General features: G+C 40.5%; 12 protein-coding genes. All 12 read left to right on the forward strand.

Annotation, left to right across the window (positions count from 1 at the left end):
• The first annotated feature begins 8 nt into the window (after nucleotides 1-8).
• The 12 genes from K429_RS0116120 to K429_RS0116180 all read left to right on the forward strand — a co-directional run bounded on the left by K429_RS0116120 (nucleotide 9) and on the right by K429_RS0116180 (nucleotide 23,633).
• A complete protein-coding gene (locus tag K429_RS0116120) occupies nucleotides 9-1,598 on the forward strand; it encodes a RagB/SusD family nutrient uptake outer membrane protein (RefSeq protein WP_026367594.1) in 1,590 nt (529 codons plus the stop codon).
• 23 nt (nucleotides 1,599-1,621) lie between these two features.
• Nucleotides 1,622-2,581, forward strand: a complete 960-nt coding sequence (locus tag K429_RS0116125) for a hypothetical protein (protein ID WP_026367595.1) — start codon at nucleotides 1,622-1,624, stop codon at nucleotides 2,579-2,581.
• Between the two features lie 666 nt (nucleotides 2,582-3,247).
• Nucleotides 3,248-6,343, forward strand: coding sequence for a SusC/RagA family TonB-linked outer membrane protein (locus tag K429_RS0116130; protein WP_255347651.1), 3,096 nt, complete (start codon nucleotides 3,248-3,250; stop codon nucleotides 6,341-6,343).
• Between the two features lie 17 nt (nucleotides 6,344-6,360).
• The gene (locus K429_RS0116135; RefSeq protein WP_007219743.1) at nucleotides 6,361-7,863 is read left to right on the forward strand and encodes a RagB/SusD family nutrient uptake outer membrane protein; all 1,503 of its coding nucleotides are present in this window, start codon (nucleotides 6,361-6,363) and stop codon (nucleotides 7,861-7,863) included.
• A 784-nt stretch (nucleotides 7,864-8,647) separates the two neighbouring features.
• Nucleotides 8,648-11,620: a TonB-dependent receptor gene (locus K429_RS0116140; RefSeq protein ID WP_007219733.1), complete on the forward strand. Its 2,973-nt coding sequence runs from the start codon at nucleotides 8,648-8,650 to the stop codon at nucleotides 11,618-11,620.
• Between the two features lie 20 nt (nucleotides 11,621-11,640).
• Nucleotides 11,641-13,272, forward strand: a complete 1,632-nt coding sequence (locus tag K429_RS0116145) for a RagB/SusD family nutrient uptake outer membrane protein (protein WP_007212947.1) — start codon at nucleotides 11,641-11,643, stop codon at nucleotides 13,270-13,272.
• Nucleotides 13,273-13,447: 175 nt separating this feature from the next.
• A complete protein-coding gene (locus K429_RS0116150; protein WP_026367598.1) occupies nucleotides 13,448-15,979 on the forward strand; it encodes a thiol protease/hemagglutinin PrtT in 2,532 nt (843 codons plus the stop codon).
• A 242-nt stretch (nucleotides 15,980-16,221) separates the two neighbouring features.
• Nucleotides 16,222-18,069 (forward strand): thiol protease/hemagglutinin PrtT, encoded by a 1,848-nt coding sequence (locus tag K429_RS0116160; protein WP_026367599.1) that lies wholly within the window; start codon nucleotides 16,222-16,224, stop codon nucleotides 18,067-18,069.
• Nucleotides 18,066-18,608, forward strand: a complete 543-nt coding sequence (locus tag K429_RS0116165; RefSeq protein ID WP_026367600.1) for a hypothetical protein — start codon at nucleotides 18,066-18,068, stop codon at nucleotides 18,606-18,608. The genes K429_RS0116160 and K429_RS0116165 overlap by 4 nt, the downstream gene beginning before the upstream one ends.
• A 40-nt stretch (nucleotides 18,609-18,648) precedes the next feature.
• Entirely contained in the window at nucleotides 18,649-19,908 is a 1,260-nt protein-coding gene (gene hflX / locus K429_RS0116170; protein WP_007213076.1) for a GTPase HflX, read from the forward strand.
• 17 nt (nucleotides 19,909-19,925) lie between these two features.
• Entirely contained in the window at nucleotides 19,926-21,923 is a 1,998-nt protein-coding gene (locus tag K429_RS0116175; protein WP_026367601.1) for a DUF4954 family protein, read from the forward strand.
• A 69-nt stretch (nucleotides 21,924-21,992) separates the two neighbouring features.
• Nucleotides 21,993-23,633, forward strand: coding sequence for a fumarate hydratase (locus K429_RS0116180; protein WP_007213191.1), 1,641 nt, complete (start codon nucleotides 21,993-21,995; stop codon nucleotides 23,631-23,633).
• The last annotated feature ends 532 nt before the right edge of the window (nucleotides 23,634-24,165 follow it).

Below are 24,165 nucleotides of genomic sequence, written 5' to 3' on the forward strand. Positions count from 1 at the left end.
GAAAGAATATGAAAAGAATATATAAGATAACGCAAGTTGCTCTATTCGGTGCATTTATAGTCGGATGTACTGACTTGGATACTGCCCCACTAAGTTCTACTATTACAGCCGACCAAAAAGAGGATGTGGTTGCTGCTGACCCTTCTAAAATTGAAGCCAGCGTAACTGCTATTACAGCTAACTTTACACAATATGCTAAAATTTATACCGAAGATGATAACGTACATAGTGATATAGGTTATCCTACTATTATGTTAGCTACTGATTCAAGAACTACGGATTTTGTAGCTGATATAACAGGCTACAATTGGTATTCTAATTCAGCCAATTATAGCGATTGCTTAAGTACGAGTACGGCTACCATCGAATTTTGGGGTACGCTTTACAACCAAATTTATACAGCCAACGCTGTTATTGGTACTGTAGATAATGAAACGTCTGACCCTACTCTGCAATTTTATTTGGCACAAGCATTGGCTATCCGTGCATTCGATTACTTTACGTTGGTACAGTTGTATCAGTTTAACTATAAGGGACATGAAGATGCCCCAGGGGTGCCCATTATTACTTCCGAGAATGCGGAAGAGGTAGCGGCAAATGGCTGCGCTCGCTCTACGGTAAAGGAAACCTATGAATTCATCTTGGGTGACTTGAATAAGGCTATTGAGTTATTGGCTAACACTAAGAAAACCCGTTCCGACAAGCGTTATGTTAGTCTTGATGTTGCTTATGGTATACGTGCTCGTGTTCACCTGACTATGCACAATTATGCAGATGCATTGAAAGATGCCGAAGCTGCACTTGCCAGTACATCTTCGGTTCCATATAGTAGCGCAGCGGTGAGCAAACCAACTTTCATTGATATTGAAGATGCTTCATGGATGTGGGGTATCTTAATTACGGATAAAGACCGTGTAAGTACTACTGGTATTTGTAATTTTCCATCTCACATGGGGTCACTGAATTATGGCTATGCCTCTGTGGGAGGATGGCGCAGAATCAGTCCAAAACTCTACAACCAGATTCCTGAAAGTGATGTACGTAAAGGATGGTTTCTGGATGATACAGGCGTATCTGTAAATCTGCCGGCAGCAGCACAGGCTTATATTACTAAAAAAGGTGCTCCGGTTTACACACAAGTGAAATATGGCCCAATGAATGACGAATGGGGATCAAATAACAATGCAACTGATGTGATTTTGATGCGTGTAGAGGAAATGTATCTAATTAAAGCAGAAGCACAAGCCATGAACAATGATGTAAGCGGTGGTGTGAACACTCTCAATTCTTTTGTAAATACCTATCGTGATCCGTCTTATAAATGTACAGCTACAACAGGTGAAGCTGTGCAGGAAGCTGTTTGGCATCAGCGACGTATCGAATTCTGGGGTGAGGGTTTAGCCTATTTCGATATCATGCGCCTGAATAAAGGTGTTAATCGTTTGGGATGCGGATTCCCAAAAACTGCGGTATTTAACATTGCTGCAGGTGATCCGGTCCAAATTTACAGTATCCCCAACAAAGAGGTACAATACAATCCATTGTTGGAAAATAATCCGTTGGTATCTGCTCCAACTCCGATACCTGATGAAGAATAAGTTAATTATAAAAAGGATAGAATATGAAATATATTAATAAAATATTTAGCCTGTTTGCTATTGCATTGATGGCTGTGGCTTGCGATCCGGATGCGGAAAGTTATACTCCGGGAGGATTAGAGGAGGGCAACCAAGGAATTTGTTTTGCAGGTAATTATACCCAAACGGTAGAAGTTGAACCTGGAGTTACTTCTTTTATCCTTACACTAAAACGTTCTGTAACTGATGCAGCTGGTTCTGTGGATATAAAGGTCTTGAATAACGAAGAGAATATATTTATATGCCCTTCTACAGCATCATTTGCTGCCGGAGAGGCAACTACGACGTTGACTGTGGAGACTCCATCAGCGACAGCAGGGATTCTTTATAATCTAAAGCTGGCCGTGAGTGGTGATAATGTAAGTGAATACACTAGTGGATATAATGAAATTTCTGTTAATTTCAGTATCATTAAATGGGAATCAATCGGCACCGGTTATTATTTAGACGGTACTGTATCTACTTTCTTCGGCGTTGATCCTTCAATGCCGATGGCTGTAAAACTGGAACGGGCAGAAACGGCTACCAGCGTTCGTTTCCGCTTTGACAGTCCGTTTGCACGTGTAGCGACAGAAACGGTAGATGAGTATGGTGGCTACGATGGTTATCCTTTTAATGAGGAAAACGATGTGGTACCGGGCAAATATCTCTTTACTATTGATGTGACCAGCCAGGGAGCGGCATTATCACCAGTTGACTTAGGTATGGACTGGGGATATGGAATGTTCTCTATCGGTTCTGTATATGGAAATCTGTCAACAAATATTGCGACATACCCATTGGGAACTTATGATGAAGAGGCTGGCTGTATTACCTTCCCTGCCAACTCCTTGTATATTAAGATGGCGGATTATAGCGAAGGGGCTGCCTCACCTTGTGCTAATCCTTCATATCTGTACTTAAATGGGGATGCTTATTTAGAGTCCTTAGAGGCTGCTAAATAAGGAATTAGTGAATTAACCTATTAATAAGCTCCATTCTTTCATTTGTTTTATGCCAAATGAAAGAGTGGGGCTTATCTCATTTTTTCAAAAATCAAGAGTGCGATTCTTTATATAAATCATTGTATACCTATATTTAGCTAATTTTTTTAAGACCGTTCACTGGGAAGCGAGCGATCTTTTTACATTCATTCAGCATGAGCAACTATTGAGTATAACTCCCGAACAAGCTTCGATAATGAGAATGTAGTCAATAACAAGGATCTATCGTTTTTGATCTCTATATTCTTTTCTTATTTTTTAGTTGTATGCATTCATATTGCATCCGATCGAATATAGTGCTTTTTTGAATAAAAATCAAGACATTTAAAAGAATCAATTTTAGAAATAAAATATATCGTTCTGATTTTGGTAACAATTTAAAATATATTATACAATTATGTATTGATGAGAACCCATAGTATCGGTTTTATTGTTTATTTTCGCTTGTTATATAATGATAATAATCTTATAATTAGATATTTAAAATACAAATCAAGGATAATTCCGGTAGATACAAATATGCACTAGTATTTCTTATGCACCTTAAAATCAATGTTTTGGTAAATATTTATTTTCTTTCATTGAGTTCTATAAACAAATATAATCATCTTAATATCAGTTATATATATAGTACCGAGTTCTGCGAATACGTTGCAGATTTCGTATATTGGTATGAAGGTACAAGAGGTTTTGATCAAGCCAAATGTAAAGGTAGTCATGAAGGCAGATACCGAAATACTCGATGAAGTTGTCGTTGTTGCTTATGGTACTGCTACGAAGAAATCTTTCACAGGTTCGGCTACGGAAATTAAAGGAGAAAAGATATCACTAAAAAACCCAACAGAACTATCTAAAGCTTTAAGTGGTGAAGTTGCTGGTGTTCAGGTAATGTCTACTTCTGGTCAACCTGGTTCAAACGCAAGTATCCGTATTCGTGGTTTAGGCTCGGCATATTCAAGTCGCGCTCCATTGTATGTAGTAGATGGTATCCCGTTTGAAGCCGATTTAAGCGGCATTGACCCCAGTGATATCGCTTCTATGACAGTCTTGAAAGATGCTACTGCTACGGCACTTTATGGTTCACGTGCCGCAAATGGGGTAGTCTTAATTACAACTAAAAAAGGTGAAAAGGGCAAAACACACGTTGAGGCAGAAATTAAATATGGAGCCAATATGCGCCTAATCCCGCAGTATGATGTAATTGACAGTCCTGAACGATTTACAGAGTTAACTTGGGAAGGTTTGAAAAATTATGCAGGTAACAGAGGTGGTATGGATGCCACACAATCTGCTGCATGGGCATCTAAAAATCTTTTTCAAGCACAATATGGTATTGCTCCAATCTATAATATGTGGAACGCGGATGGTGCACAGTTGATTGATCCTGCTACCGGGCGTTTTAACAGTGGAGTTGCACGTAAATACACTCCTGAAAAGTGGGATGACTATATTTTCCGTACAGGTCAGAAATTGGATGCCAGCGTAAAAATATCTGGTGGTAATGAAAAACTGACTCATTATACTGCTTTTAGTTATTTGAAAGATGAAGGCTATTATATTTCTTCAGACTATCAGCGTTTTAATGTTCGTAATAATATGAGTAATCAAATTACTCCATGGTTGAAGGCTACAACATCTTTGGCATACGCATATATGGAAACCAATAAGCCTGGACAATCGGATAGTAATATGAACAACGGCTTTCAGTTTATTAATGGTATGCCTTCTTTATTCCCTGTATTTGAACGTGATGAAGATGGAAATATCGTAAAAGACACGAAAATTGGTGGAAACAAATTTGATTATGGCATGAATGCCGGATATCAGCGTCCTTTCGCTTCCGGTATCAATCCGGCAGGTGCATTATTATTAGATAAGGATGAAATTGTTTCACATCAATTCAATGGAAATGGATCTTTTGAAGCTAAATTCCTGAAATACTTTAAAATAACTGCAAATGTTGGCTTGCAGTACTTAGGTTCGGCAGAGAATGAACTTACCAATCCTTATTATGGTGATAGTGCTGGCAAAGGACAGATTGCAAAATATCAGACTAACTACCTGAATTTCACAGCTAATCAGATACTTTCCTGGGGACAGAGCTTTGATAAACATAATTTTGATGCTTTCGTAGCTCACGAGTCAACATCCAGCAAAACATCTGTTGCTTATGGAAGCAAATCTAAAATTGTTAGACCAGATAATACAGAATGGAGTAATGGTGTAATTATGGACTATCTGGAATCATATACATATGGATATTCCATTGAAAGTTACTTTGGCCAACTCCGTTATGACTACGATAATAAATATTTCCTTCACGGAACGGTTCGTGCGGATGGTAGTTCTCGTTTTGCCAAAGGAAATAAATGGGGTATATTTGGTTCGGTAGGTGCTGCCTGGGCCATTACAAATGAAGACTTCATGAAAGATGTCAAATGGTTGAAAAACTTGAAATACAAGTTGAGTTGGGGTGTATTGGGTAACCAAGATTTTATAACGAACCCGGTTGTTGCCGGTTACTATCCTTATGAAGACCTTTATACAATTGATAACTTAAATGATGAATTCACATTCAGTTTTAAATTTAAAGGTAATCCCGATTTGACTTGGGAAAGAAGCACTACTATTAATACCGGTATCGAATTTAATATTGCCGATGTATTAGAAGGCGAAGTAGAATACTTCCACAAGAAAACAACCGATATGTTGTTTATGAAGCAAGTTGCTCCTTCTTTGGGATATGCATCTTATCCGGTAAATGACGGAGCATTAGTAAATAAAGGTGTTGAATTTTCATTGACAGCACATTTATTAAATAAGAAGGATTATAAATTTGATTTCCGACTGAATGGAGGTTACTATAAAAATGAGATGACCCAAATGCCTATCGATGAAACAACCGGTACGGAGAAGCCTATCGAAATCAGTACATATTATGGTTGGGCAAAAGGTCATTCACTATATGACTTCTATATCCGCGAATATGCAGGCGTTGATCCGGAAACTGGCTTCGCATTATATAACCAATATTATAATGTAAAAGCTAATGGTGAAAGAGAGTTGATCACTGATATGGAAACTTATAAGTCTAAGAATACAATTAATAAGCTTGAAGTAGAGCAAACTAGCGACTGGGATAAAGCTACCAAAAAGTTTGTAGATAAGTCTGGTATCCCTGCATTGCAAGGTGGCTTTGGATTTGATTTGTACGCTAAGGGAATTACCCTTAATGCAACCTTCTCTTATGGAATTGGTGGTTATGGTTACGATTACAACTATGCAGCGATAATGCACAGTGGTACATCAGGTTCATATAATTGGCATAAAGATATAGAAGGTCGTTGGCAGAAACCAGGTGACATAACTAATATTCCAAGTTTATCTAACGACTATGGTGGTGGCGCTGATGGTACTAACTATGCTAATGCAAGTTCTACTCGCTTCCTGACAAGCCGTTCATTCTTAAACCTTGCTAACGTAAGAATAGGTTATTCATTGCCCAAAAGTATTGTTGCTAAACTACATCTTTCTGATTTGAACTTTTTCATTTCAGGTGACAACTTATTGTATTGGTCAGCACGTAAGGGGTATGTTTCTATGGCGTCTTCCGGTAATAGTGACAATGTTAACGATGATAACAAAAATGATTCCGGCGAATCAGGTAGAAGCCAGTATGCTCCTTTAAGTACAATAATGGGTGGTATTAAAATTCAATTCTAACATTAAAAATAAGAATTATGAAATTCAATATAAAAATATATATTCCGGTAACAACCTTAGGGTTATCACTACTATTGAGTGGTTGTGGTGATTCTTTCTTAGAAAAGAGTCCATCAGATTACATTACTTCCGGAGATTTACAGGAAGTAGCGAAATGGAACTCTAATATCTTAATGGGACAAGCTTTGGGTACATATTCCACTACATTTGCTATGAATTCAGGTGGTACGGGTGGCCACGATGATTTTGGACAGAAATCTGTAGATATTGCAACAGACTTGATGAGTGGAGATATGGTTATTATGTCACAAGGGTATGGATGGTTTGAAGCTGCGGGTTCATTAACTTGCACCACTACCACCGCCGTTAATTATTCTTATCAATTTTGGAGGTATTATTACAAGCTCATAAAAGCAACTAATGAAATACTGGATGCAGCAGGTGGTGACGAAGTCACTCCCGAAGGTGAAGAAAACCAGATATATTATGCGCAGGCTAAAGCTCTGAGAGCTCATTCATATTTTAACCTAGTGAACTTATATGCAAGACCTTATGCAGAAGATAAAACAGCTTTGGCTATTCCTGTTTATCGTACGCAATTAACATCAGAAGCTGTGAAAAAATCTTCAGTAGAAGATGTCTATACACTAATAGTGAAAGATTTAACCGATGCAATCCCTTTACTCGAAGGGTTTAAACGTCCTTCGGGTGCAAAAGACCAAATAGATCAATCGGTAGCAAAAGGTATATTAGCATACGTTTATTTGACTATGGGTGATTATAAGAATGCAGCTAAATTATCTCAAGAGGTAATTGACTCTAAACAATATACCTTAATGAATAAGACTGAAATTATTAATTCAGGGTTTGCATCTGTTAGCATTCCAGGATGGATGTGGGCCATTGATTTGACAACAAGTAATTCTCCAGCTCTTCCTACTTTCTGGGGACACATGGACTTGTTCACTTATAGTTATGCCTATGCAGGTGGAGAGAAGTTAATTGATACGGAATTGTATAACTCAATTCCGGCTTCGGATGCTCGCAAGAAATGGTTTAGTGAATATAATTCAAAAGGTGAACAATATGAGCTGACCAATTGGTGGAAATTCTATAACTCTAAACGAATTATGGGCAATCGCGAATGGTATGATGATGAAGTTTATATGCGTGTTGCCGAAATGTACTTGATTAATGCAGAAGCCAATGCACGCGAAAATAACTTACCGGCTGCCAGAGTTTCATTGAAGGCATTGCTGGATGAGCGTGATGCTGACGCCGCCGCAGCAGTAGCTGTGATGAATCAGGATGCATTATTAGATATGATATACTTCAACTGGCGTCTTGAACTGTGGGCTGAAGGACGTGGGCTATTAACCATGAAACGCTATAAGAAATCAATTACCCGTTGTGCAGAAGATGCAATGCTTCCAGGTAGTACTTATAGTTATGATGACAAACGTTTGATATTCAATATTCCGGAAAGAGAGATTACTAATAACCCAAATTTGGCTGAGTAATCAGTAAAATAAAGTGTTTTTAGAAAAGGGGATTTGTGAAAATCTCCTTTTCTTGTATTTAAAAGTAAAGGTATTGATTATTCTTTTTGCTTTTCACGAATTTGCAGCATTAAGATAGACCTGTCTACAACGATGGACACCAGTAATTACCACTACTTCCGGACAGTTTAATGACCTTGAATTAGCAGAGCGCATGCTTCCTAAATTATTCTGTTCATTCCTTTGTTCTTAAATGATTTAGTGCAATAGACTTTTATTTATTATATATTTTTTTTAGGGCGCATTGCAAATGCATGGAAGTTTATATTGAAAATAGAAAGAAATAGAAAAATAACAAGTACAGAGATTACATTTTATTTATGCTATCATTAAGCACTTTTAAAGGTGAAATATCCGTGTTGTATTTGCCGATGCGGACTGTTGAATAATGAAAAATCCAAACTATTTGTGAAACATCCGTGTTAATATGAAAATTTAGTGGAACCTTGACCTGGATGTTGATTATTATTTACATTGCATTATGGAATTGAACGCATAGTAATCGTTTTTTAGTTCATTTATATCCTATATCAAATAGCAATATACTAAATAGTAATATACTAATAACTAGAGATTTAACTAACTAATATAGTATAATTCCGGTAGATATTAATACATATTGCTATTTATTAACATGCTATATATCAATGTATTATAAATTATTATCACTCAAATACAATTTCTTACACCATGTATATACATCTGAAAATTAGATATATAGCACTCGCATAGTTCTGCGAAGACTTTGCAGGTTTCGTACATTGGTATGCAGACACAAGAAGTGGCTATTAAACCTACTATGAAGGTCACAATGAAGTCTGATGCTGAGATGCTTGATGAAGTAATGGTGGTTGCCTATGGTACGGCAAAGAAGTCCCAGTTTACGGGTTCTGCTTCTACTATTAAAGCTGATAAAATTGCAGAGCGCCAGGTTTCTAATATATCGAATGCCCTTTCAGGACAGGTAGCCGGTGTACAAACTACAAGTGGTAATGGACAACCGGGTACAGGTTCTACTGTACGTATTCGCGGTGTTGGTTCTTTGTCTGCAAGTAACAATCCATTGTATGTAGTGGATGGTGTTCCTTATGATGGTGATATTTCAGCTATCAACTCACAGGATATTGAGAGTTTGACGGTATTGAAGGATGCTGCTTCTAATGCATTATATGGTGCACGTGGTGCCAATGGTGTAATTTTGGTGACTACTAAAAAAGGAGCTACAGGAAAAGCAACTGTAAATCTGGACGCTAAGTGGGGTACTAACCGTCGCGGTGTGTCTAACTATGATGTTATGACTTCTCCTCAGGAATATGTGGAGAACTACTACACAGCAATGTTGAATGGTTATGCTGGTGGAGATCCCAATAGAGTATTGTCTAATGGAATGACTGGTAATCAATATATTAACTCATTGCTGTTTTCTAAAGACGGTTTGGGGTATCCTGTTTACACAGTGCCTAATGGTGAGGGATATATAGGTGTAGACGGTAAACTTAATCCGAATGCTAAACTTGGCCGGGTGTATGGAGATTACTATATTACTCCTGATGACTGGGAGAAAGAGTTGCTTGACAATGGTAACTTACGCCAGGAATATAACGTAAACATTAGTGGTTCTACTGAAAAAATGAACTATTATATGTCAGCCGGTTATCTGGATGATAGCGGTCTTATCCCAGGCTCATCATTTTCACGCCTTTCATTCCGCCTGAAAGCTGATTATCAGGTGAAGGAATGGTTGAAAGTAGGTGCGAATGTTGCCTATTCTAATATCGTAAGCCGTTATCCTGATGAACAAACTACTTCAGGAAGTTCTACTAACTTATTTTATATAACTAATAACATTGCGCCTATCTATCCCTTGTATATCCGTAATGCAGACGGAAGCATTAAGAAAGACGCTCGTGGTTTCACTATGTATGACTATGGCAATGGTATGTATACAGATGGTACTACAGCTCTGAACCGCCCGTTCCTTTCTCAATCTAACCCGGCATCTGCTCTGCAGTTGGATAAGAATGAGTACAATATGGACATCTTGAGTGGACGTGCTTTCGTAGAAGTATCTATTATCGAAGGATTGAAAGCGACTGCTAACTGGGGTATGGACCTGGATAATACACGTTATACAGAATTGATCAACCCTTACTATGGACAGTATGCAGGTAATACCGGTGGTGTGGTAGGTGTTTCTCACAGTCGTGTATTCAGTATCAATCAACAGTATTTATTGACTTATAAGAAGAACTTCGGTGATCATAACATTGATTTACTGGCAGGTTTTGAATCTTATGATTATAAAAATCAGGCTTTGTCCGGTAGCAAGCAGAAAGTCTACAATCCTAATATTGTAGAATTGAATAATGCGATTAATACTCCGAGTGCAAACTCCAGCACAGCTAATTATGCTACAGCAGGTTTCTTGTTCCGTGCTCAGTATGATTATCTGGAAAAATACTTTGCCAGTGCTTCTTTCCGTCGTGACGCTTCTTCACGTTTTCATCCGGACAACCGTTGGGGTAATTTCTGGTCTGTTGGTCTCGGTTGGTTGATGAACAAAGAGTCATTCTTGCAGAATACATCTTGGATTGATATGTTGAAGTTCAAAATCAGTTATGGTGCACAGGGTAATGATAATATCGGTAATTACTATGCGTACTTGGATCAATATACTGTTTCTAACAGTAATAATGATTTTGCATTGGCTCTTTCTTATAAAGGTAATAAAGATATCACTTGGGAAACTTCTCATAGTTTCAACACAGGTTTTGATTTTGAATTCTTTAAAGGCCGATTGAGCGGTACTGTTGAATACTTTAGCCGTAAGACTACTGATATGCTTTATAACAAACCGATGAATGCTTCTGCCGGTTATGCCAGTATTCCAATGAATGTTGGTTCTATGACTAATAAAGGTGTTGAATTGGATTTGAACGGACTTTTGATTGAAACGAATGATTTGACCTGGCGCATGAATTTTAACTTGACTCATTTCAAGAATACGATCAATGAACTGGATCCTTCATTGAATGGTGAGATGATTAGTGGCAGCTACATTTATCGTGAAGGCGAATCCAGATATCAATTCTATCTGCGTAAATATGCCGGTGTAGATGAGAACGGAGTAGCACAATACTATAAGGATATTACAGATGCGGAAGGCAATGTGACCGGACAAGAAAAAACTACGGATGCTCCGAATGCTACCCGTTATGCAACCGGTGATATTCTGCCGAAGGTATATGGTGGCTTCGGTACGAGCTTGAATGCGTATGGATTTGATTTCTCTATCTCTTTTGCTTACCAGTTGGGTGGACGTATGTACGACAATGGTTATGCATCTTTGATGAATTCAGGTACCGATCCCGGTCAGAACTGGCATAAGGACATTCTGAAAGCTTGGACTGCTGATAATAAAGGCTCTAATATACCTCGTCTGAGTGCAACAGACCAGTATGCTAACTATTTGTCTGATCGTTTCCTGACTAAGTCTGACTATTTGAGCATCAACAGTATAACGCTGGGATATACATTGCCAAAGAGCTGGGTACGTTCATTGAATATTAGTTCACTACGTGTTTATATGTCAGCTGACAATGTAGCTTTGTTCAGCAAGCGCAAAGGTTTCGACCCTCGTCAGAGCTATACAACTGCCAGTGCAGACGTATATTCTCCTATTCGTGCTATTTCGGGAGGTTTATCACTTTCATTTTAATCTAAAACAAATATAGAATTATGAAGATTAACAAATATATATTACTGCTTTCTGCAACCATGGTGGTGGTTTCTTGTGATCTCGATAAGTTTCCTGAAGGAAGCACCGTGACACAAGACCAGAAAAATGAGGTGGTTGAGTTGTTGCCAGACCGTATTTCTTCTGAATTGAATGGTTTGAAAACAGGTCTTTATTCTCATACAAACCTGTTGACTGATTATAATAACCACATGGACTATGGCTTTCCGGCAGCTTGTATGATTTATGAAACAGCCGGACAGGATTTGCTGACTTTGAATGACCAGACCGGTTATAATAAGTTTATCAGTTCTCAACGCTTATTAGACAGAAACATTACGTCTACATTTAATGCTTTTCTGTGGAAGCTATATTATAAACACATGAAAACCGCTAATGATATTCTTAAAGCTATTCCGGCAGATGCGGCAGACGCTTCTTTAAAGAAATATCGTGGTCAGGCATTGGCTTCACGTGCTTTTGATTATTTGCAACTTATTCAGACTTATCAGTTGACTTACATAGGTCACGAAACAGCTAATGGTGTACCTCTGGTACTGGAAACAACTTCTGATACTGAGTTGATGAATAATCCGCGTGCAAGTGTACAACAAGTATATGGCCGTATTATGGAAGATTTGGATGAAGCTATTACTTTGTTGACAGGTGCTTCTGCACGTGCCGATAAAGCTGAAATATCAGTAGAAGTGGCCTATGGTCTGCGTGCTCGTGCTAACTTGCTGATGGGTAAGTGGGCTGCAGCGGCTTCTGATGCTGCTAAAGCTTATGGAACTTCTGCTCCTTATTCTGTTGCAGATGTAAGCCAACCGACTTTCTATAATGCTACAGATAATGCATGGATATGGGGTATCGTAGTGACTACGGAAGATTATCTGGCAAAAACCGGTATCGTAAACTGGCCTTCTAATCTTTGTTCACTGACGGGTATGGGATATACGACAGCAGCTAGCGCTACTGACGTAGCTTACCGTCTCATCAACAAGAATTTATGGGCTAAGATACCAGAAACGGATGTACGTAAAGGTTGGTGGGTAGATGAAGATTTGCACTCGCCTGTTCTGGATAACGGACTTGGTGAAGACTATGCTTACTATTGGGCAAACGGTATGTTTAATGGTGGAACATTCCCTAGCAAATTTTCTCCTTATACAAATGTGAAGTTTGGTCCTGACAATGGAACTTTCGCAGATACAGACAATGCACAAGACTGGCCGTTGATGCGTGTTGAAGAGATGAAACTGATTGAAGCAGAAGCTCTTGGACGGGATAACCTGGCTACAGGTAAGCAGAAATTGGAAGAGTTCGTAAGACAATATCGTGATCCGTCTTATACCTGTACTGCCGGTTCTTTGGACGCATTTATCGATGAAGTTTGGTTCCAGCGCCGTGTTGAGCTTTGGGGTGAAGGTTTTGCATTATTCGACATCTTGCGTTTAAAGAAACCTATTATCCGCCAGGGAGCTAACTATCCCATCAACAGTACATTTGCTGAAATTGCTGCTGAGGCTCCTATCATGATTTACCGTATTCCTGAGGCTGAAACATCTGTGAACAGTGCTATTACAGAGGCGGACAATAATCCGGCTGCAATGGCTCCGACTCCGGTGAACTAATAAGCACATTATCAAATAGGAAAAGAGAATGGGGTGTATTCGGATTTACGGATACACCCCTGTTTTTTATCAATTTGCAAAATAGTAGCGGGAAATATTTGTGAAGTGTAGGATTTCTGTAACTTTGCGGTTTCGTTACTTAATAATTATTTAATTATTCTAATAAATGATGCCTATGAAGAAATTACTACTCCTGTCTTTGGTTCTTTTGTGTAGCTTATCGGCATGGACGGCCCAACGCTCTCCGGAAGAAGCTCTTTCTATTGCACGAACTTTCTTTATGCAGTCATCCGGGGCTGTAACCCGTAATATCGGTGAAGTTCAATTGGTGGCAGTCTCTAATGATTTGCTAAAATCTGCATCTACCCGTAGTGTGGAAGGAACAGCCTTTTATATCTATAACTATGCGCAGTCTGCTTATGTTATAGTATCCGGTGATGACCGTATGAAGCCGGTACTGGGCTATTCGGACAATGGAAGTTTCATAACTGAAAGCTTGCCGATAAATATACTTGGGTGGTTGGAACTGTATAATGCCGCTTATGCTCAACTGGGTAACGCCGAAAAAGCGGTTACTGAACCTAAACTGCTTACTAAAACAAGTTTTCCGGCATCTGTATCTCCTTTGCTGGGGAGTATATGCTGGGATCAGGATGCACCGTACAATAATGCCTGTCCTCTTTATCAACAAGAGCGTTGTGTGACGGGATGTGTGGCTACGGCAATGGCTATGATTTTGAAATATCATGAATATCCAGTAAAAGGAAAGGGGACTCATTCTTATACAGCCTCTAATGGAATTAAGTGTTCTTTTGATTATGGGAACGCTACCTTCGACTGGGATAATATGCTGCCTCAATATTCTGGAGATTGTACTGCCGAACAGGCTGACGCTGTTGCCCAATTAATGTTGGCCTGCGGTGTGGCGGTTGATATGGAGTATTCACCATCTGCTTCGGGAGCCTATTCGTATCAGGTAGGTCAGGCCTTAATTGACTATTTTGGATATGATGATAATTTGGGCTTGGTATATCGCCAATATTTTACTTCTTCCGAATGGATGAACCTGATTAAATCAGAAATTAACGAGAAGCGTCCTGTTTACTATTTCGGATCTTCGGATGATGGAGGTCATGCGTTTGTTTTTGATGGGTATAATGAAGAGGATATGGTTCATGTCAATTGGGGATGGAGTGGAATGAATAATGGTTACTTTGAAGTTGCTTCCTTAAATCCGGATTCTCCCGGTATTGGTGGTGGAAGCAATCTTGGAGGTGGCTTTACGAGAGGTCAGGGAATGTATTTAGGGATACAACCGCCTACTACTACTTCAAACTTTACTTCTCATTTTTTTATGACGGAGTTAGCAGCAAATAAAGAGGAAGTCACTAAGGGAGACGTGTTTAAACTGACGATTACTGAGATATTTAATATGAGTGTGGCATGCAAGAATAGTAAGTTGGCAGTAATAGCAGAAAAAGATGGTCAACAGTCAATATTAGGGCAGACGGCTTTGGCTACGCTGATAAATACGTATGAAGGATATAATACTTTTTCTTTTTCTAATCTGAAAATACCTAATGATTTTGCTGATGGAACTTATTCCGTATATGTAGCTACCAAAGATGAGCGCGAAGCAACATGGAGTCGTGTGCGTAGTTACGTGGGTTCTGAAGCACAACTCATTCTTGTTGTAAGCGGTAATAAATGTACTTTGACTCCGTTCAGTGGTAATCTAAGTCTTGAAGAAGACATGGAGGTTAGTGTGAAATTAGCCCATAGCTTATATAGTGGTCTCAAAGGGGATTTCAAAATATTGGTTTCTAATAAAAGTACATCGGATGAGTATTATGGTTCAGTGGGGGTTGCTCTTTTTACTGCAGATAAAACCCCGAGCTTTGTTGCAATAGTCGGAGATGCACAGGTCGAAATAAAACCAGGCACAGTTAATAGAGAACTGGCTGTATCCGGAGACTTGGCTATTACTAAGAACCTTGTGACTACTAATATTCCTGTTGGAGATTATTATATTTGCCCCTGCATAGATTGGGGAGGAGGTACGTATGCTGTCGGTGAGTTTACTCCGGTCACCATAAAGGAGGTGCGTGGAACCGCAGATTTGAAAGTGAGCCAATCACGTTTGGAGAAGGAACAACTTCAAGTAGGTGAGTCCTTGAAATTTCTGGCTGATCTGTCATTGTCTGGCGATGGAAACGTATATACTGGAACATTGGTAGCGGCAGTTTATGAAAATTCCATGGGTTACCCATACAGTGTACATTATCAGAATGTATTTGTGGAGGCAGACCTGACGGAAAATCTTGTGATGGAAATCCCTCTGAGTCTAGGTGAAGGAAGGCATGCTGTTCGTTTGTATAAATCGGGTACCAATGGGGACCTTGTGACAATTAGCACTCTCTTTTTTTCTGTAGGACCGGCTACCGGTATTGAGGATGAGGTAGCCGATAAGGATGGATTAGTTATCTATCAGCAGCCAGTAGAAGATATTCTTAATATCCGTACTTCTCATGCCGCCCGAGTGATTTCTGTCTATAACCTGTCCGGACAGCAAATGATACAGCAAAAAGAGTCCGGGGATAAGAAAGAGTATTCTATTCCGGTAGGAGGGTTGGATGCAGGCTATTATATTGTAGTATTGCAATCAACTGATGGTAAGATATATCGGAGCAAATTTATGAAACGTTAGACTATATATATTTATAGTACTGGAACGAGGCTATTCTATTAACTTAGGATGGCCTTGTTTTTTCTATTCTAATGAACGATTTTCGCTTTAAAACGTTCATTTGCGATAGGATCATCAAAAAAAGTATTCAAAATCATCTGACGAACCATATATTTCAGTAATTTTGTCTTTCTAATGAACAACAAGATAGTGATTTGTATCATTCGTTGAGGTGCTACTAAAAACAACTAACCCCTGACTATATGAGGTGTACACTACTCTTTCTATTTATTCTTCTTGCAAATCGGCTTCTTGCTGATAATGTAACAGCAGAGCAAGCTCATGCTTTAGCTACCGATTTCTTTAAAACGAATGTTCAAACCCGTAGTACTGCTGCGTCACCACAGTTACAATTAGTTTGGGATGGGGAAGATGCGAATACCCGTAGTGCAGGGAATCTTCCGGCTTTCTATGTTTTTAATAGTACCGACCAGAAAGGTTTTGTTATTATTGCCGGAGATGATGTGGTTATGCCTGTACTAGGTTATTCTTTCACAAACAGCTTTGTGGTAGATGGGATGCCTTCTAATCTGAAAAGTTGGATGAATGGGCTGAAAGAACAGATCAACGAGGCAAGAGAGACGGGACTGAATACTTCTGATGTTGTATATGAAGCGTGGAGAGGGGTGTCGGATATGACAACCGGAGATGTGGTAAAGCAGTATCAAACGGCGGAGTGGGATCAAGAGAGTCCTTATAATACGCTTTGTCCTAAAATAGAAGGCACCCAGACAGTTACAGGGTGTGTGGCAACGGCTATATCCATATTGATGCGATATCATCAATGGCCGAATGCAGGAACGGGTACTCTTCCAGCTTATAGTTATGAGGCGCTAGTTAGTGGAGCTAAAATTCACCAAAATGTATCGGGGAGAACTTTGGGACATACTTATGCTTGGAACGATATGCCACTTCAATATGATCGGAATTCATCCGAGATTTCTAAAAATGAAGTTGCAACTTTGATGTACGACTGTGGTGTTATGGCTCAATCACAGTTTAATATCGCTTCTGCCGGTGGAACCGGTGCCTCTACATTGACAGCAGTTCATGGATTGGCAGAGTATATGAATTACAATAAAAGCATGTTGTGTCTTCGTCGTGAATGGTATTCGGATGCAGAGTGGATACAAATGCTGGAAAATGAAATAATGACAGTAGGCCCTGTGCTTTACGGTGGAGCTACTCTTAGTAATGAAGGACATCAATTCATATTGGATGGATATACAACGGAGGATTATTTTAGAGTAAATTGGGGGTGGAGTGGCTATAGCAATGGTTATTTCCTGATTTCAGCTTTGAATCCGAATAATCAGGGAGCAGGTGGTAGTACTGGCGGTGGCTTTGTCGCGAATCAAGACGCTTTGTTCGGGCTAAAGCCGGCGGAGGGAAATTCAAGCTATCAAACATTATTGGCCATGCTTGCTGGGAAATCTCAAGATGGGACTTATTATTCCGGCTTGGAAACCTCTGAAACTCAATTTAATGTAAATTCTTCCTTTATTGTGAAGTGCGGCTTCCTCTGGAATTTGGGATTAGACTCGTTCTCGGGAAAAGTAGCTTTGGCTATGGTTGATAAGAATCTGAATATAAGAGAATTTATATCAAGAATTTCGGATATTCCAAGTATGCAGACATATTATACAGTGTCCTTTGCTCCTTCCTGTAGAATCTCATTGACTCCACAACCCGGTGATCGTATTGTTGCAGTCTACAAAGGAACAAATGATGCCGAATGGAAAGTGGTTCATGGTGGTCCTGATACCACGAATGAGATTATTGTTAAGGCTGATCCTACTTCAATTATAGAGACGAAGCAAGAAATACAATTTACTGCTTTCTGTGATAAGCAACAGGAAACCGTGGTTGTTCATTTGCCGGAGAATTCCCACAGGTTGAATCTATATGATGTAAACGGGCGTCTGTTGAAACAAATATTGTCTGAAGGAAAAGAAACTATAACTTTCTCTTGCCGGGAATATCCTACGGGAGTGTATCTTTTGCAGGCTGTAACGGACAAGGGAATCCATCAATGTAAGTTTTTAAAATGAAAAAGAGAATTAATATTGTAATAGCAACCTTACTTGTGCTATTGGCGGGTTGCCGTTCTGCGAAAAAGGAAACAATGGTCACCTCTGATATGCAAAAGATAGAAATGAATTCTGGAGTAATTACTCCACAGTTGACAGGTGGTAATCCGGCCTCTACCTCTCCGATGGTTTATATTTATAAAACCAAGGCTGATTATTCACACCAGGTACCGGTGATGATGGATGAGGCTCGTACCCGCATTTTGTCCTATCCTGCGCCCGGGGATTTGAAAATGGGGGATGGGTTACGTCTGCCTACTCTTTTGAATAAGGGATACTTACTGGATAATAAGGGAATAGGTCCTAATGTGGCTTTTCTTACCTATACGTATGAAGAGTATAGCCAGTTGCCCACAGCGCCTTCCATGACCGATCTGATGTCGCATATTCTTGATAAGTATCCTTTACTGGAAATTCGTGCATGCGGTCGCCGTGCTGATTATAAAGATATTGTTATAGAATTAAATGAGAAAATAGCAGAAGGATTTCTGCAAAAATAATTATATTTGTCGCCCAATATATAATAAATAGGTATAGTAAATGAAAGAATTTGTAATCTCCGAAGTACAGGCAGAAACGGCGGTATTGGTTGGTCTCATCACAAAAACACAGGATGAGCGTAAGACAAACGAATATCTCGATGAACTGGAATTCTTGGCTGAGACAGCCGGGGCGGAAGTAGTGAAACGATTTACCCAGAAGCTGGACCAGGCACATTCTGTGACCTACGTCGGCAAAGGTAAACTGGAAGAAATTAAAGAATATATTCGGAACGAAGAGGAAGCCGAACGGGAAATCGGTATGGTGATTTTCGACGATGAACTCTCCGCGAAACAGATACGTAACATTGAAGCTGAGTTGAAGATCAAGATATTGGATCGCACCTCGCTTATTCTCGATATTTTTGCCATGCGTGCACAGACAGCCAATGCAAAGACGCAGGTGGAACTGGCACAGTATAAATACATGCTTCCCCGTCTGCAACGTTTGTGGACCCACTTGGAACGCCAGGGTGGTGGTTCCGGTGCCGGTGGCGGTAAAGGTTCGGTGGGACTTCGCGGTCCGGGTGAAACGCAGTTGGAAATGGACCGTCGTATTATCCTGAACCGTATGTCATTACTGAAAGAACGTCTGGCAGAGATCGATAAGCAGAAGTCAACTCAGCGAAAGAACCGTGGACGTATGATACGTGCGGCATTAGTGGGATATACCAATGTGGGCAAATCTACATTGATGAACCTGCTTGCCAAGAGCGAAGTATTTGCAGAAAATAAACTGTTTGCAACATTGGATACTACAGTGCGCAAGGTGATTATTGATAATCTGCCGTTCCTGCTTTCAGATACGGTTGGTTTCATCCGTAAGTTGCCTACTGACCTGGTGGACTCTTTCAAGTCGACACTGGACGAAGTGCGCGAGGCAGATCTGCTGTTGCACATTGTGGATATTTCACATCCGGATTTTGAAGAACAGATAGAAGTAGTCAATAAAACATTGGCGGATATCGGTGCATCCGGTAAGCCAATCATACTTGTATTCAATAAAATAGACGCTTACACCTATGTGGAGAAAGCGGCTGACGACCTTACCCCCAGAACAAAGGAAAACTTGACACTCGAGGAACTGATGAAGACTTGGATGGCAAAGATGGAGGATAATTGCCTCTTTATCTCTGCCCGTGAGAAGATCAATTTGGAGGAACTGAAGAGTGTGGTTTATGCACGCGTGAAAGAACTGCATGTACAGAAATACCCTTATAACGATTTTCTTTATCAGACCTACGAAGAAGAGGAAGAATAAACTAAAATTTGTTGGTCATGAATTACAGACATTTAACCGAAGACGAAGTACTCCGGTTGAAAAGCCAGTCGTGTCTGGCGGATGATTGGGGGAAAGTAATGGTAGCAGAAGACTTTGTTACCGAGTTTGTACATCACACCCGTTTCTCGGGAGATGTACGTTTAGGCGTATTTCAATCAGAGTTCACATTGCCGGGTGGAATTAAAAAACATTCCGGTTTGCGTCATGTAACACTCCACAATGTCACGGTGGGGGATAACTGTTGCATTGAGAACATCCAGAACTACATTGCTAATTATGAGATCGGGCATGACACATTCATTGAGAATGTAGACATCATCCTGGTGGACGGATTGAGTAAATTCGGTAATGGGGTAGAAGTATCCGTACTGAATGAAACCGGTGGGCGTGAAGTACTTATCAATGATAAACTTTCTGCGCATCAGGCTTATATCCTGGCGCTTTACCGCCACCGCCCGGAATTGATTTGCCGGATGAAGTCTATAACAGACTTCTACTCCAATAAGCATGCCTCTTCGGTAGGTACTATCGGCAATCATGTGATGATACTCAATACAGGTTCTATCAAGAATGTACGTATCGGAGACTATTGTCATATCTGCGGAACTTGTCGTCTTTATAATGGTAGCATTAATAGTAATGCGGAAGCACCGGTACACCTTGGTCATGGAGTTATTTGTGATGATTTTATCATCTCTTCCGGTTCACATATAGACGATGGAGCTATGCTGAGCCGTTGCTTTATAGGCCAGGCCTGTCGTTTGGGACATAATTATTCTGCGTCCGAATCGCTTTTTTTCAGCAATTGTCAGGGAGAGAATGGCGAGGCATGCGCTATCTTTGCCGGACCGTTCACGGTGACGCATCATAAGTCCACTTTACTGATTGCCGGTATGTTTTCATTCATGAATGCCGGTTCGGGTTCCAACCAGAGTAATCACATGTATAAGTTAGGCCCTATCCATCAGGGAACATTGGAACGTGGTGCTAAAACTACTTCCGATTCCTATATTCTTTGGCCCGCCCGTGTAGGCGCTTTTTCATTGGTAATGGGCCGCCATGTGAATCATTCCGATACTTCTAACTTGCCTTTCTCCTATCTGATAGAGCAGAACAATACTACTTATCTTGTACCGGGTGTCAACCTGCGAAGTGTAGGAACCATCCGTGATGCACAGAAGTGGCCGAAGCGTGATGGACGTACGGATTCCAACAAACTGGATTTCATCAATTACAACTTACTCAGTCCCTATACTGTGCAGAAGATGTTCAAGGGACGGGAAACTTTGCAGAACCTGCGCCATGCTTCGGGCGAACTTTCCGATATCTATTCTTTCCATAGTGCGAAGATCCGTAACTCGGCATTGGTGAAGGGTATCAAGTTCTATGAGATCGCCATCCATAAATTCCTTGGAAACTCTGTCATCAAACGTCTGGAAGGTATTGAATTCAAAAGTAATGAAGAAATACGTGCCCGCCTGAAGCCCGACACCACAGTGGGTAGCGGTGAGTGGGTGGACATTTCCGGCCTGATAGCTCCGAAGAGCGAGATAGATGCCCTGATCAATGATATCGAGTGTGGAAAAGTAGACCGTCTGAAGTACATCAATGCTGAATTTGAGAAGATGCATCAGAACTACTACACTTATGAGTGGACCTGGGCTTATGAAAAGTTGGAGGAATACTACGGAATCAAACCGGACAATATTACGGCTACAGACATCATCCGCATTGTAGAGAAGTGGAAGGAAGCGGTAGTCGGGTTGGACCGTATGGTGTATGATGATGCCAAGAAAGAATTCTCGCTGGCTTCTATGACGGGCTTCGGTGCCGACGGCTCGCGCGCAGAGAAAGAAATGGACTTTGAGCAGGTGCGCGGTGACTTTGAAAGTAATCCGTTTGTCACTGCCGTGCTGAAACATATTGAAGATAAGACAGCGTTGGGTGACGAATTGATAGGTCGTATGCAGAGGGTGTCATCATTTTCACTCTAATTAAAGAAATATTTCAATAATAGTTCTTACCTTTGTGCTACGATTCATTAATTTAATTTACGAGTAATTATGGCAACAACACCTCCGTTCAAGTATCAACCTATGTTTGAGCATGGGGAAGATAAGACTGAGTATTATCTGCTTACAAAAGACTATGTATCCGTAAGCGAGTTTGAAGGAAAGCCCATTCTGAAGATTGAAAAAGAAGGTCTTACAGCAATGGCTAACACGGCTTTCCGCGATGTGTCATTTATGTTGCGCCGTTCGCACAATGAGCAAGTTGCTAAGATTTTGCGCGACCCCGAAGCAAGTGATAATGATAAATATGTAGCACTGACCTTCCTGCGCAATGCAGAAGTAGCTTCAAAAGGCGTGCTTCCTTTCTGTCAGGATACCGGTACGGCTATCGTTCATGGTGAAAAGGGACAGCAGGTATGGACTGGCTATTGTGATGAAGAAGCTCTTTCGTTGGGTGTCTACAAAACATATACTGAAGAAAACCTGCGTTACTCTCAGAATGCTCCGTTGAATATGTACGACGAGGTGAACACGAAGTGTAACCTGCCTGCGCAAATAGATATCGAAGCTACCGAAGGTATGGAATATAAGTTCCTTTGCGTGACCAAAGGTGGCGGTTCGGCCAATAAGACTTACCTGTATCAGGAAACAAAAGCAATCCTGAATCCCGGCACTCTGGTTCCTTTCCTCGTTGAGAAAATGAAGACGCTGGGTACAGCTGCTTGTCCTCCTTACCACATCGCTTTCGTCATTGGCGGTACTTCTGCTGAGAAGAACCTGCTGACGGTAAAGCTGGCTTCTACTCATTATTATGATGAGTTGCCCACTACGGGTAACGAATATGGACGTGCCTTCCGTGATGTAGAACTTGAGAAAGAAGTGTTGGAAGAAGCTCATAGGATTGGCCTCGGTGCACAGTTCGGCGGTAAATATCTGGCTCATGATATCCGTATCATTCGTCTGCCTCGTCACGGTGCATCTTGTCCGGTAGGTCTGGGCGTTTCTTGCTCTGCCGACCGTAACATCAAGTGTAAGATCAACAAAGAAGGTATCTGGATTGAAAAACTGGACAGTAATCCGGGCGAACTCATCCCGGAAGAAATGCGTCATGCAGGCGAAGGTGCCGTGGTTAAGATAAACCTGAACCAGCCGATGGCAGATATCTTGAAGGAACTGACTAAATATCCGGTGGCTACACGTCTGTCATTGAATGGTACGATTATCGTAGGCCGTGACATTGCACATGCTAAGCTGAAAGAACGTCTGGACCGTGGTGAAGATTTGCCACAGTATATCAAGGATCATCCGATTTACTATGCCGGTCCTGCCAAGACTCCGGCTGGTATGGCTTGTGGCTCTATGGGCCCCACTACTGCGGGACGTATGGACTCGTATGTAGAGTTGTTCCAAAGTCATGGTGGCAGCATGGTTATGCTTGCAAAGGGTAACCGTAGTCAGCAGGTGACGGATGCTTGCAAGAAGTACGGTGGTTTCTATCTCGGTTCTATCGGTGGTCCTGCCGCTATCCTGGCACAGAACAACATCAAGAGTATCGAATGTGTAGAATATCCCGAACTCGGTATGGAAGCTATCTGGAAGATTGAAGTGGAAGACTTCCCTGCATTCATCCTGGTAGATGACAAAGGCAACGATTTCTTTAAACAATTGAAACCTTGGAATTGTAGTAAATAAGAGGAATCTTTCTATAGATTAAATGAAAGCTGTCCCGAAGAAGTTGATTAACTCCTTGGGACAGCTTTCTTGGTTTAATAGATGTAGAACTTGATATGCTCCTTCCTTTTTCCCCTAAAGCTTTCATGCTTATGTCATTATGCTATAAGCAAAACCTTGTTTTCCATATGGGGGCTGTGCAGCCCACAATTGCGGGACGAACAGCCCCCATATGGAAAACGTAGAGCCCGCAACTGTGGGATGAAGTTTTGCTACAGGCAAAAGAACAAAAACAATAAAGCAAAGCTTGGTTTTCATACGACCTTCTTCCCGTTTTTCTTATTGTTCCTAAGTATTCCATTGTGGAGTCTATAAGTTCTGCAACAGGTTTGCCTACACCATCCTACACTATCCTACACCATTTTATGTTATTTATTTGCTTGATAATCAAGAGAGAACGGTTGTCGGTGTAGGATGTAGGAAATAAAGAAGTATTTTTTTAAGTGTCACTAACCTCAGGTGGATATCAGAAAAATAATAAGATATTCTTGTA

It is taken from the genome of Bacteroides sp. 14(A), assembly GCF_000526555.1.
Lineage (GTDB): Bacteria > Bacteroidota > Bacteroidia > Bacteroidales > Bacteroidaceae > Bacteroides > Bacteroides cellulosilyticus.

Excerpts from the sequence above, each read along its gene's own strand:
- K429_RS0116150 (WP_026367598.1), top strand. The coding sequence starts at position 13,448 with ATGAAGAAATTACTACTCCTGTCTTTGGTTCTTTTGTGTAGCTTATCG.
- K429_RS0116160 (WP_026367599.1), top strand. The coding sequence starts at position 16,222 with ATGAGGTGTACACTACTCTTTCTATTTATTCTTCTTGCAAATCGGCTT.
- K429_RS0116175 (WP_026367601.1), top strand. The coding sequence starts at position 19,926 with ATGAATTACAGACATTTAACCGAAGACGAAGTACTCCGGTTGAAAAGC.
- hflX (WP_007213076.1), top strand. The coding sequence starts at position 18,649 with ATGAAAGAATTTGTAATCTCCGAAGTACAGGCAGAAACGGCGGTATTG.
- K429_RS0116120 (WP_026367594.1), top strand. The coding sequence starts at position 9 with ATGAAAAGAATATATAAGATAACGCAAGTTGCTCTATTCGGTGCATTT.
- K429_RS0116135 (WP_007219743.1), top strand. The coding sequence starts at position 6,361 with ATGAAATTCAATATAAAAATATATATTCCGGTAACAACCTTAGGGTTA.
- K429_RS0116145 (WP_007212947.1), top strand. The coding sequence starts at position 11,641 with ATGAAGATTAACAAATATATATTACTGCTTTCTGCAACCATGGTGGTG.
- K429_RS0116180 (WP_007213191.1), top strand. The coding sequence starts at position 21,993 with ATGGCAACAACACCTCCGTTCAAGTATCAACCTATGTTTGAGCATGGG.
- K429_RS0116165 (WP_026367600.1), top strand. The coding sequence starts at position 18,066 with ATGAAAAAGAGAATTAATATTGTAATAGCAACCTTACTTGTGCTATTG.
- K429_RS0116125 (WP_026367595.1), top strand. The coding sequence starts at position 1,622 with ATGAAATATATTAATAAAATATTTAGCCTGTTTGCTATTGCATTGATG.